Annotated in this window: 11 protein-coding genes; 10 read left to right on the top strand and 1 reads right to left on the bottom strand. The window is 60.1% G+C overall.

Going from position 1 to position 12614, the window contains the following annotated elements; genetic code table 11:
• Nucleotides 1-895, bottom strand: an 895-nt coding sequence (locus ABIZ35_RS18750) for a citrate/2-methylcitrate synthase (protein WP_348221446.1), incomplete at its 3' end; no start/stop codon positions are given.
• Nucleotides 896-1001: 106 nt separating this feature from the next.
• Between ABIZ35_RS18750 and ABIZ35_RS18745 the strand changes: the two genes are divergently transcribed.
• The 10 genes from ABIZ35_RS18745 to ABIZ35_RS18700 all read left to right on the top strand — a co-directional run.
• Nucleotides 1002-1823: an ABC transporter permease gene (locus ABIZ35_RS18745; RefSeq protein ID WP_348221445.1), complete on the top strand. Its 822-nt coding sequence runs from the start codon at nucleotides 1002-1004 to the stop codon at nucleotides 1821-1823.
• A complete protein-coding gene (locus tag ABIZ35_RS18740; RefSeq protein WP_348221444.1) occupies nucleotides 1820-2647 on the top strand; it encodes an ABC transporter ATP-binding protein in 828 nt (275 codons plus the stop codon). The genes ABIZ35_RS18745 and ABIZ35_RS18740 overlap by 4 nt, the downstream gene beginning before the upstream one ends.
• Nucleotides 2648-2661: 14 nt before the next feature.
• A complete protein-coding gene (locus ABIZ35_RS18735) occupies nucleotides 2662-4188 on the top strand; it encodes an MlaD family protein (protein WP_348221443.1) in 1527 nt (508 codons plus the stop codon).
• Between the two features lie 64 nt (nucleotides 4189-4252).
• A complete protein-coding gene (rplI, locus tag ABIZ35_RS18730) occupies nucleotides 4253-4702 on the top strand; it encodes a 50S ribosomal protein L9 (RefSeq protein ID WP_348221442.1) in 450 nt (149 codons plus the stop codon).
• 73 nt (nucleotides 4703-4775) lie between these two features.
• Nucleotides 4776-6245, top strand: coding sequence for a replicative DNA helicase (dnaB, locus tag ABIZ35_RS18725; RefSeq protein ID WP_348221441.1), 1470 nt, complete (start codon nucleotides 4776-4778; stop codon nucleotides 6243-6245).
• A gap of 35 nt (nucleotides 6246-6280) precedes the next feature.
• On the top strand, nucleotides 6281-7591 hold the full coding sequence (gene purD, locus ABIZ35_RS18720; protein ID WP_348221440.1) for a phosphoribosylamine--glycine ligase: 1311 nt from the start codon (nucleotides 6281-6283) through the stop codon (nucleotides 7589-7591).
• A 289-nt stretch (nucleotides 7592-7880) separates the two neighbouring features.
• Nucleotides 7881-9287, top strand: coding sequence for a glycosyltransferase family 4 protein (locus tag ABIZ35_RS18715; RefSeq protein WP_348221439.1), 1407 nt, complete (start codon nucleotides 7881-7883; stop codon nucleotides 9285-9287).
• Nucleotides 9284-10357, top strand: a complete 1074-nt coding sequence (locus ABIZ35_RS18710; RefSeq protein ID WP_348221438.1) for a Gfo/Idh/MocA family oxidoreductase — start codon at nucleotides 9284-9286, stop codon at nucleotides 10355-10357. Before ABIZ35_RS18715 ends, ABIZ35_RS18710 begins: the two co-directional genes overlap by 4 nt.
• Before the next feature lie 22 nt (nucleotides 10358-10379).
• Entirely contained in the window at nucleotides 10380-11822 is a 1443-nt protein-coding gene (locus ABIZ35_RS18705) for an MFS transporter (RefSeq protein WP_348221437.1), read from the top strand.
• Nucleotides 11823-12167: 345 nt separating this feature from the next.
• On the top strand, nucleotides 12168-12614 hold a 447-nt coding region (locus tag ABIZ35_RS18700; protein WP_348221436.1), incomplete at its 3' end, for a hypothetical protein.

The following is a 12614-nucleotide window of genomic DNA, read 5'->3' as shown; positions in this document are numbered from 1 at the left end:
CGGCGAGCGTTCGTGTCGTGACGGCGTCGAACTCCTGAACGAAGGCGCAGAGCAATTTTTCTTTGTCAGTTTGCGCCAGGGCTAGAGAGGCTTTGGCGAGGACTTCGGCGCGCGGATCGCGGACTTTATAGACACGATGGCCGAAGCCTAAGATCCGTTTCTTTTGCGCGACTTGATCGCACACCCATGGCGCAATGCGTGATGCTTCGCCGATGGCGAACAGGTCATGAAGCAGAGGGCCGGGAACGCCGCCGTGGCGTGGACCCTTGAGGGAGCCGACGGCGGCGGCGAGGGCGCTGACCATATCGGACCCCGTGGAGATGACGCAGCGCGCGACGAACGTCGATGCGTTCATGCCATGCTCGCTCATCGTGACCAAGTAGGCGTCTAAGGCGCGCACCTGCGCGTCCGTCGGCGTTTGTCCCAATATCCCATGCAGCAGAAACGCCGATGTTCCCCGTGCGTCTCTTTCTTCCGAGAGGGATTCAGGATCGCCCTGCCTCAGATGGTGATGCAGCGTGATGATCCCCGCGACGTTTCCGATCAGGGAAAGGGCTGTCGCGGAGTCTGTCGTTGATGGGGAGGGGAGGGCGGCCGTCGCGGCGCGAAGAGCATCCATGGGGTCGGCGGTGACGGCGTGGGAAACCGCCGCGCGCGCAGCCGTTGGGAGGGCGGCGGCTGCGCGGATTGCGGCTGCGATGGCGTCGCGCTCGGTGGGATTCGGGAGATTTTCGCCAAACAGCAGGCCGACGATGTCGTCGAATGTGGTTTGGCCGACGAGATCCCGCAAGTCGTAGCCGCGAATCGTGACCCGGCCCGCCAGACCGTCCACCTCGGAAAGCGCCGTTTCCGCGAATGCGACTCCCTCCAAACCCCGGTAAATATGTACGCTCATCTGCTGTCTTCCTTCTGTGGACTCATGGCGCGGCGCGACTCCGCGCGCCGACTCGCCTTGACTCGTATACCCGATTCAAGTATACTGTACCGGGTTTAATGGGGATATGGCCGATCAAGCAACGACGGCTCCGGCGGATGTGGATTCGACCAGGGCGAAGAGCGCGAACTTATTTGAGGTCGTGCTGGGGTACATTGGCGAGCTCGCGATACTGCTGGGGCAGACTGTAACAGCGCTGGTGCAGGGACGGGTCAACTCTCGTGACCTGATCCAGCAGATGGCGTTTTTAGGTGTGCATTCCGTCTCCATCGCACTGCTCACCAGCTTTGCTTCGGGCGCCGTTATCGCCCTGTATTTCTCGCAGTTTTTGAACACCTATGGTGTTGGATCCCTGGTTGGCGCGGTCGTATCGCTGGCGATTTCGCGTGAACTGGCTCCGGTCCTGACGGGAGTCGTTGTGGCGGCGCGCGCCGGATCGGCTATCGCCGCCGAGATCGGCACCATGAAGGTCACGGAGCAGATCGACGCCCTGCGCGCCCTGGCGGTGAGCCCCATCGAGTATCTGGTGGTCCCGCGCGTGCTCGCCTCGCTGATCATGCTCCCCGCTGTGTGCGCGCTAGCTGACGCCGCCGGGATCGTCGGTGGATATATGGTCGCGGTCTATATGGAAGGGATTCCAGCCGCGACCTTTCCGTCGTCTATCCTTCAGTTTCTGGAGCCGTCGGACTTTTACTTAGGCATGGTCAAGACCGTGGTGTTCGGATTGATCATTGCGCTGGTCGGATGCCATCAAGGGCTGCGCACTCGCGGCGGCGCCACCGAAGTTGGGCAGGCGACGACCAATTCGGTCGTTCTGTCGATCGTTTTGATCTATCTATCGAACTTCTTCCTGGCGGCCATGATGTTTACCAAGAGTTCCGGCATATGAGTTTGGACGCCAGCAGCGGGGACGAGGCGCGAAGCAACGGAGAAGAAGTAGTACACTCTCCCGAAGAATCGCGGATCGTCGTCAAGGATCTGAAGTACACGGTCAGCGGCAAGCAGGTGCTGAAGGGTGTCGATCTGGAGGTCATTCCCGGCGAAATCCTCTGCGTGATGGGGATGTCCGGCTCCGGCAAGACGACCCTCCTGCATTGCATCGGCGGGCTGACGCGCGCCACCAGCGGCGAGATCTGGATTGGCGACGCGCAGATCGTCGGGATGTCTGAAGATGAGCTGAACCACGTGCGCGAGCGCATGGGCATGGTGTTCCAGTACGCCGCTCTCTTCGACTCGCTGACAGTGTATGAGAATGTGGCGTTCGGTTTGACGCGCCGCCGCCGGATGCGTCCCAAGCAGATCCGTGAGATCGTGAGCGAGAAATTGGCCCTGGTCGGTTTGCCGGGGACCGAAGACCTGCACCCTTCGGAGCTATCGGGCGGTATGGCCAAGCGCGTCGGCCTGGCGCGGGCGATCGCGATGGCTCCGGAAATGCTGCTGTACGATGAGCCGACGAGTGGACTGGACCCTGTCGTGGGCAGCGTCGTCGATGAGCTGATCATGCAGATGCGCGACAAATTGGGCGTCACCAGCATCGTGGTGTCGCACAATATTACGAGCATCTTCCGAATCAGCGATAAGATCGCGATGATCCATGAAGGGGAAGTGCTGGTGCACGGGACGCCGGACGAGATCAAATCGTCCACGAACCCGATTGTCCGGCAGTTCATTCAGGGAGAGTCTCATGGGCCGATCGAGCTCGGCCACCGGTAGGAACTTTAGGATTCATGCAAACTCAGGGATACGCCGTTAGGGTGGGACTGCTCGTGCTGGCCGCGGCGGCGCTGGTTGGCGGGATGTTCACGTTCTTTAACCAGGTGCTTGCCTCAAAGACTTATCGACTGCACGTATTGTTCGCGGACGTGACGGGCATCGACAAGGGCTCCAAGGTGCAGATGGTGGGAGTGGACATCGGGCAAGTCACGGATATTCAACTGCAAGGGGACGGCGCGCACGTGGATTTGGCGCTGGACATCAAGCAGAAATATCATATCCCCGCCGGATCGCAATTTGTGATCAACACGGCGAGCCTGCTCAGCGCACAGGGAACGGTCAACGTGATTCCGCAAGCGAGCGCCCAAAAGTCCGCCGATGTCATTCCGCCAGGAGCGCCGAACCTGCGCGGCACGCGTGCGCTGGATCTCCAGTCGACGATGACCAGCGCCAACAAACTGCTGGACCAATTGACGGTGACCACGGCGAAAGCCCAGGTGATCATGGAGAAAAGCTCCAGCCTGCTGACCGACCCGAAGATGCAGCGTCACTTGCAGCAGTCGGTGGCGAATGTGGACGCGGCGACCTCGAACGGCGTGGCGCTGACCCACAAATTGGATGCTTTGATCACGCAGGACAATGCGATGCTCCAGGGAATGCTTGGCGAGACGCAGCGTACATCGCGCGTCGCCCTTGGCAACATTACGGAGACGACCGCGCAGATCAAGTATACGACGACCGAGAACCGCGAAAAGATCAACGAGATCATCGGCAACCTCCGGGATACGACGGCGGCTGTCGAAGGCATCACCGCGCAGGCGAACCAATTGCTGAGCGAAGGCGGCGTCTCGAAGAACCTGAGCCAGATCGTCGCGAATTTGAATGTGACCACGCAGAAGCTGGCGCAGATGACGTCGGACTTCCAGAAGGTGTCCGCGGATCAGTCGCTGCAGGGCGATCTCAAACAAACCGTGCATAACGTTCGCGAAACCAGCGAGCAGACGACGATCTTGGTGCAGCGGCTGAACAAGCTGCTGGGGGTGAAGGATAAGAAACCCACCGTGGTTGTCGCGCCGGGGGCGGGAACAGTCATCATCGCGCCTGGAACGACGCAGGTTCCGAAGATCGACAACATACCTTTGATCCTGCCGCGCGTGGATTTCCAGGTGAATACGCGGACGAAGCGCTTCCGGTCAGACATCGACGCGTTTGTCCCATTGGGCGGCGGAAACTCGTTTGCTCAGGTCGGCGTGTACGACTTCACGGAGTCGAACAAACTGAACCTGCAAATGGGGCAATCAGTCGGGAAAAATGGGGCATTGGATTTACGCGCCGGGCTGCACGCCTCAAAATTTGGCGTCGGCGCGGACTACGGACTTGGGCGGGGCGTCTCGCTTTCTGCGGACTATTACGACCCGAACCACGCGCGTTTGGACGCGCGTGGAACACTGATGCTGAACCAAAATCTGGGCCTGCTGTTTGGCCTGGACGATGTGACGCATCATGCCGGCGCTGTGGTGGGCGTCGAACTTCGGCGTTAGGGCGAACCTCGAAATCCGCTCGCCGCGCCGCACTCTTTTTAACGAACCGATAAGGAAAAAGCACATGAAAGTCATTCTCTCGAAAGATATCGCCCATACGGGCAAGCAGGGCGACGTCGTCCAGGTCACCGATGGATACGCGCGCAACTACCTATTCCCCCGCAGCCTGGCTGTTGCGGCCGTCGGCGGCGCGCTCAAGAACCTTGAGATCAAGAACGCCAACGAAGAGCGCCGCGCTGTGAAGCTTCTGCAAGGCGCCGAATCCGCCGCCGCGCAGCTGAGCGAGAAGACGGTCACCATCGCGGTGAAGGCCGGCGAGAACAGCCGCCTGTATGGCCGCGTCACCGCCGCCGATGTCGCCGCCGCGATCGAGAAGGACCTGTCGGTCAAGCTCGACAAGCGCAAAGTCGGCCTGCTGGAGCCGATCAAGTCGGTCGGCGAATACGAAATCCCGATCAAGCTGCACCGCGATGTGACCGTACCGGTCAAGGTCTCGGTCGTCGCCCAAGCCTAACGGCTCCGAATGCTTCGGGGCGCGGCGCCCCGAGCGTCCCGCCTTTGATGTGTCGTCTTTGAGAGGTCCATGAATGGCGGAACGCGAAGGCGGATGGAAAAATCGGTCCGGCGGAGATTACGCCAACGGCTCCGGCCGCAGCAACGATGTTGCGGCCGGGCTGGGCGCGTATGTCCCCCCTCAGAATATCGAGGCGGAGCAGTCCACGCTGGGCGCGATGCTCATCGAGCGCACCGCGATTGAGAAGGCCGCGGAGATCCTCGACAAAGAGGATTTCTACCGGGATGCGCACCAGGTCATCTTCGACGTCATCACCACGCTCACCGAGCGCGATGAACCCGTCGACCTGATCACGGTCCAGGAAGAACTCAAAAACCGGGACAAATTGGACTCGATCGGCGGGATGAAGTATCTCACCTCGCTGTTTGAGACCACGCCCACGGCCGCAAACGTCGAGTACTACGCGAAGATCGTCGAAGAGAAGGCGATCCTGCGCCGTCTGATCCAGGCGGCCTTTGAGATCATCGGCGCCGCGCGCGGCGAGATCGAAAACATCGAAGAGGTGATCGATCAGGCCGAGCGCGCCGTCTTCAGCGTCTCGCAAAACCGAACGACGGCTTACTTCGCTCAGCTTCGGACGCTTCTGCTTTCTGTTTACAGTAAAGCCGAAGAACTGGGAGAAATGAAGCAGACGATCTCCGGTCTCTCCACCGGGATCCACGATTTTGATATGATCACGTCGGGCCTGCAAAATACCGACCTGATCATTGTGGCTGCTCGTCCGAGTATGGGGAAAACTTCACTTTGTCTATCAATAGCTGAGCATGTCGCCATTAACGAGAACAAACCCGTTGCGATTTTCTCCCTGGAAATGTCCAAGGAGCAGCTGGCGATGCGTATGCTTTGTTCGCAGGCGAAGGTGAATGCGCATAAGCTGCGCACGGGGCATCTGTCCGAGGACGAGTGGACCCAGCTCGCGATGGTCGTGCAGAGCATGTATGACGCTCCGGTCTTCATCGACGACGCCACCGAAAGCACGGCGCTGACGATGCGGGCGAAGTGCCGGCGCTTGATGGCCGAGCATGGGCTGGGCCTGATCGTCGTCGATTACTTGCAGCTGATGCGCTCGCACAAGAAGACGGACAACCGTACGCAGGAGATCGGCGAGATCGCACGTGGCTTGAAGTCCCTCGCGCGCGAGCTGCGCGTCCCGGTGATCGCGCTTTCGCAGCTGTCGCGCGCCGTGGAGACCCGCGAAAACAAGCGTCCGATGCTCAGCGACCTTCGCGAGTCCGGGTCCATTGAGGCGGAAGCCGACATGGTGTGTTTTTTGTACCGGGAAGCGTACTATAAGCTGAAAGAAGCGTATCAGGCCGACGAGAACGGGAACCGTCCTGAGCGCGGCGCAATGGAAGAAACGGAAATCATCGTCGGCAAGCACCGTAATGGTCCGACGGGGATGGTCAAAGTCGGCTTCATCGCCGATTATGCGAAGTTCGTGGATCTGGAATTGAACCGCGATGACGAACCGACCGGATTCTAGCCATTCGTCAGTTGTTTTTCGAAGGAAATGACAGTATGTTGAAAGTATTGGTGGTCGGCGGCGGCGGCCGCGAGCACGCTCTGGTCTGGAAGCTGGCGCAGAGCCCACAGGTGAGCCGTATCTACGCCGCGCCGGGCAACGCCGGAATTTCAAAGAACGCCGAGTGCGTCCCGATCGCCGCCGACGATGTTGAGGCCCTGCTGGCGTTCGCCATGAACAACGGCGTGGATTTGACGGTCGTGGGGCCGGAAGTACCGCTGATCGCCGGCATCGTGGACCGTTTCGAGCAGCAGGGCCTGCGGATCTTTGGCCCAGCGCGCGAGCCCGCCATGATGGAGGGGTCCAAGGCCTACGCCAAAGACATCATGCAGCGCTACGGCATCCCAACGGCCGCCTATGCTTCTTTCACCTCGGCGGACGCCGCGAACCACTACCTGCACACCCACTTCGCCGCCAATCCCAATACTCCCATCGTCATCAAGGCTGACGGTGAGGCCGCCGGCAAGGGCGTCTTTATCTGTTCCACGGAAGAAGAAGCCAGCACCGCGATCCACACCATCATGGTGGACAAAGCGTTCGGCGCCTCCGGCGACAGCGTCGTGATTGAAGAGTTCTTAGTGGGGCAGGAAGCCTCGCTGATGGCGTTCACCGATGGGACCACTATCGTTCCGATGATCCCAGTGCAGGACCATAAGCGCGCTTATGACGGGGACCTCGGCCCAAACACCGGCGGCATGGGATGTTACGCGCCTGTTGCGTTCCTGACGCCAGCGCTCTACGCCCAGGCGGTCGATAAGATTTTGCGCCCCGCCGTCGAAGCGATCCGTGATACGGGCATCCCCTACAAGGGAGTGCTTTACGCCGGCGTCATTGTAACCCCGAACGGCCAGCTCAAGACCCTGGAGTTCAACTGTCGCTTCGGCGACCCGGAAACGCAGATCGTGCTGCCGCTGCTGGAGACAGATCTCGTCGATATCCTGCTTGGCGTCACCGACGCGCATCTGGACGAAGTGGTCGTCACCTGGAAGACCCAGAGCGCCGTTTGCGTCACGCTCGCGTCCGGCGGCTACCCAGGCCCGTACGCCAAGGGCATCCCGATCAACGGTCTGGATCAGGTGGCGCATCTTTCCGATGTCGTCGCGTTTCATGCCGGCACGGCGACCGGTGAGGACGGCGAAGTCGTCACCAATGGCGGCCGTGTGATCACCGTGACCGGCCTCGGCGACGATTTCTCCCAGGCCCGCGCCCGAGCCTACGCCGCCGTGAAGAACATCTCATTCGAAGGAATGCAGTATCGCACCGATATCGGCCACCAGGCCGAGCCGGCGCGGGTGGCTGGGGAATAATTTGTTTTATAGTACGGCGCTTGCGTAACACCGCATGCCCGATTGAGATCGGCGGCGGACGTAAGATAGCCGGCGAATAAATTCGCGCCTAGAAGTGCACGATGTCGGCCTCCGCCGACTCCAGAAAAGAAACGTAGCCGCCAGGTTTCTGGAGTACCCGGAGGGGTACATCGTGCACTTCTAGGCGCGGTTTTAACCGCCGGGTTCTGACGGCCTTCTGTTCAGCCGTTTGAAATTGCAAGATAGCTAAAGTTTGACGCACCAAAAGATCGAAGGAGCTCCGCGAACAATGCGCGTTATCATGCTCAGCTGGGAATATCCTCCCAAAATCGTCGGCGGCATTTCCCGCCACCTGTATGACCTGGCCCAGGCGCTGCACGCGCAGGACGTGGAAGTCCATGTCGTGACCTGCGAGCACCCCGGGGCGGCCGCCGAGGCGGTGGAGGAGGGAATCCATCTCTACCGGGTGGGACCCAAAGGACCTTCGAACGACTTTATCCACTGGGTGCACCTGCTGAACGCCGCCATGTTCGAGCGCGCCGACGCGCTGGTTCAGGAACTGCTCGGCGTGGACGCCGACGGCAAAACGCTTCCCGCGCCCGAAGACGACCCCCTGGTCATCCACGCGCACGATTGGCTTGCGTTCTTCTCGGGAAACGATCTCAAGTACAAGCATCGCCTTCCGTTCGTTTCCACCATCCACGCCACCGAGTACGGCCGCAACAGTGGGATCAATGGGCCGGTTCAGGAGTATATCAACTCCATCGAATCGCGGCTGCAGCATGAGTCCTGGCGCGTGATCGTCTGCACCGAGTTCATGAAGCGCGAGTGCGAGAAGGCTTTGCTGACGCCGTGGGACAAGATGGACGTCATTTACAATGGCGTCGAGGCGGGCAAGTTCCAGCTGCCGGACTTCACGGAGGAAGAGCGAGCCGCCTTCCGCGCCCGGTTCGCGGCGCCGGAAGAGAAGATCATTTTCTTCGTCGGCCGCATGGTGCGCGAAAAAGGCGTTCAGGTCCTGATCGAATCCCTCCCGAAGATCCGCTGGGGATACCATGACGCCAAGCTGCTGATCGTCGGCGGCGGCAACAAAGATCATCTGTATAACTTGGCGTCTTATTTGGGCATGGAGCGGCACGTTTACTTCCCTGGCTTCGTGCCCGATGAAGACCTGATAAAGATCTATCAGATCATCGATATCGCCTGCTTCCCGAGTTTGTATGAGCCCTTCGGCATTGTGGCGCTGGAAGCGATGGCGGCGAATGTTCCCGTCGTCGTGTCCGACGCGGGCGGTCTGCCTGAGGTCGTTCTGAACAACGTGACGGGCGTCACGACCTACGCCGGCAACCCGAACTCGCTGGCCGACGGCATCTTGAAGCTTCTGCACGAGCCCGAGACGGCCAAGCGGCTGGCCACCAAGGCGCTGGAGCGTTTGCAGACCGACTTCAACTGGGACAACATCGCCCGCCAGACAACCGCGACATACGACCGCGTGTGGAGCGAATATATCAGCAGCCCTTGGTGGCCCGGCAACGACGGCAAGGATTTGACGCCGCCGATTGCGGGAGTTGCTAGGACTGTCGGCTTAGAAGTCGAAGCGCTGGCGCTGGACACGGATGATTCGCATACGATCGGCGCGGACGCGCCGCAGGCCAAAGAGACGCAAGAATCGCACATCACCGAGGCGGCGCAATGAGCAACCCCGTCGGGATCGCGATGATCGGCGTGGGCAGGGCCGCGCAGCGGCAGCACCTGCCGGCGTATCAGAAGCTCCAGGCCGAAGGCAAGGTCAAGATCGTCGCCGTGTGCGATGTCGATGAGGAAACGGCGCGGGCCGCCGCCGCCGAGTTCGGCGTTCCGCACGCCTTCACAGACTGGAACGAGATGCTGCGCATGCCGGAGATCGACGCCGTCGATGTCTGCACGCCCAACTATCTGCACAAGCAGCCAGTGGTGGACGCCTTCGCCGCCGGCAAGCACGTCCTGGTGGAAAAGCCGATCGCCGTCAACGCCGTCGAAGGCGCGGAGATGGTGGCGGCCGCCAAGGCCGCCGGCAAGCAGCTGCAAGTTGGCTTGAATTTAAGATTTGGGGCCGCGCAGCAGGGAATCCATCGGTTCATCGAGGACGGTAAACTTGGCGACATCTACTATACGCGTGTCCATGCGCTGCGCCGACGGGGGATTCCAAGCTGGGGCGTCTTTACGCAAAAAGACAAGCAGGGCGGGGGACCGCTGATCGATATCGGCGTCCATATGCTCGATCTCGCGCTCTGGTTCATGGGCCACCCGAAGCCCGTTTCTGTTTCGGGCGCGACCTACGCCAAGTTCGGCCATCGCAGCGATATTCTGGGCTTGATGGGACAGTGGGATCCGGCGACGTTTAGTGTCGAGGACTTCGCGGTCGGCTTCGTGCGCTTTGAAAACGGCGCCACGCTGACGCTGGAGTCGTCGTTCGCCGCGAATTTGGAGCAGAACGAGATGAACATTCATCTGTTCGGAACCGAAGGCGGCGGCCTGCTGGATATTTACAACGCCAAGGGCAATAAGATCTTCCGCGAGGAAAGCGGGACGCTCACCGACACCACACTTGCGTATTTGACAGACGTGATGACCCACGAGATGGAAATCCGCTCGTTCGTGCAGGCCATCGCCGATGGAGCTCCGGTGCTTGCGACCGGCGAGCAGGGATTGATGGTGACGCAAATTCTCGACGCTCTTTATCAGTCAGCCGAAACTGGACGGGAAATAATCCTCGCGTCCTCCTAAGGGAGACCGCTCGGCATACATCATGAACTCCGCACCAACGCCACCATCTGATGATCTTCAGCCTTACGCCCCTCAATCGCGGAGCTGGTTTCTGACGATCCTTCCCGTATGCCTGATCGCGCTCTGCGCGGAACTCGCCACGGCGATCCTGAATAACTCCACTCTGCCAGTCTATTTCCATAACGGATTGAAGATCGGGACGGATGTGCTGACCCTGATCATGATCCCGTTCTTTATCAGCGAAGCGCTGTTCAAATCGCCGCTGGGTGTTCTTGCGGACCGCTTTGGCCGCAAGCCTCTGATGCTGGCCGGCGCGCTGGTGACGGTCTTCACGCCGCTGATCCTGATGTCGATCCATTACGACCCTGCGGCCACAACCGCCGTCGCGATGGTCATTTGCTTCGGGTTTCTTCGCCTGCTCGATGGACTGGGGGGCGCCGCGCTCTGGCCGTCGCTCTTTGCGTATGTCGGCGACACTGTTCCTGAGAACAAGCGCGGCGCGGCGATGGGCCTGCTGAACGTCACTTACATGGTGGGGCTGGCGCTGAGCTTTTTGATCGGCGGCGTGGTCGATGACGCCTTTGGGCCGATCTTCACCGGAGACGCCACTCTCTCCCAGACGATGCGCACAGTCGGAAATACGATCAAGGACGGCTTCGGCCACCTGCGGCATCACGATCATACGCCGGTCGTGGACGCGGTGACGCAAGTGGCGGCGCAGCCCGAACACTACTTCCCTTCGTTTTATCTGGCCAGCGTCCTGTTCGCGATCGCGGCGATCCTCTGCGCGACGGGGCTTCGCAGCAAGGCGCAGATCCGCGCGGCGGCTCAGATCGAGCATCACGAGGAAGAGCATGTCACGTGGGCGGGGTTCCTGGAGGCGATGCGCTCGGTGCCGCAGTTCCTGGCGATCGCCTTCGTGACCTTCGCGGGGATCGGCTGTATCGCGACCCTGGTAAAGATCTTCGCCATGGAAGAATTCAAAGTGACGGAGAAAGAGGTCGGCCTGCTGGCGCTGTGGCCGATCTTGATCATCGGCGCGCTGGCGCTTCCGATCGGCCATCTTTCGGACCATTGGGGCAAAACACGGTGCGTCCGGCTCGGCTTCGTGGTATGCGCCGTCGGATTGTGGGGCATGCCGATCTCCTTCCATATGCACAGCGCGCGTGAGATTGGCTTTATCGGTTCGGCGGCCGTGATGGGGCTGGGGTTCGTACTGGCGTTTCCGGCCTGGAATGCGCTGCTGACGACCCTGGCGGACGCGGACAAGCGGGGCACGGTGATCGGGGCGGTCGCAACGGCGCAGGGCGTAGGAGTATTGCTGGGGGTGACGACCGGCGGGCTGCTTTATAAGCACGCGGGGCACATCGCGCCGTTTGTCGCGGCGGCGTCGCTGGTGACGATCGGGATGCTGCTCGCCTTGTTCACAATTCGGGAAAGTCAATTGAAGGCGCGGGCGCGCTGACCGCTCATAAGAGAAGCAGGCGGTCTGCTGGTCCTGGCAGTTGTGCGAGTATTAATAAAAATTAGCGCTTGCGGAAAGATTTTTGTTATGTTATAATTCGTAAGCCGGTTTCGTATGATTTTGAAAGTCACCAATTAAGAGATCACACCGAGCGAAAGGCGATCCTAGCTTCGAAATATTTCTAGCGACGGCCTTTCGCCAAACATATCCCCAGTTGCAGACTAGTCCACGTCGTCATTTTTGTTGGAGAAACGGTTTGCGGCATCAGTTCCTTGGTTATACGCTCTCGTTACTGTCAAGCGTTCCCATGCATGCTAATGTACGCAACCACGGAGGTTGAACTCTTTGAACGCTCAGCGCCATCTGCGGATCGCAACCATCGCATCCATTTTCCTGTTTCTCGTACTCGCGGGCTTCGCGCTCTTCGCGGGAACTACTCAATCCATCGCCGCTCGCGGCAACACGGGCAATGCGCTCGCCTATCGTATTGCGTCGGCCGGCAAAGTCATGCCCAAGACGCTGAAGTCGGTACTTCCTACTAACCCACACCGATATGTTTACAATTTGCAGGACTATCTTTCCCAAGGAAAGAGACTCACCGCGAATTCGCAGAAGTCCGCGTTAGTGAGCACCGTCTCAATCAGCGAGCCTGTTCAAACTTTCGATATTTCCGCTCCCCCCCCCGCGTTCACCCCGGTGGCGGCAGGACTGACATCCGAAAATGACAATGCGACATGGTCGTCGGATGAGCAGAATATTGTCTTCAGTTCTAATCGGCCAAGCACTGTCGCA

The sequence above is a fragment of the Capsulimonas sp. genome (assembly GCF_039929585.1).
Lineage (GTDB): Bacteria > Armatimonadota > Armatimonadia > Armatimonadales > Capsulimonadaceae > Capsulimonas.
The sequence above is the reverse complement of the archived record's forward strand: the minus strand, read 5'-3'. Positions and strand labels throughout refer to the sequence as shown.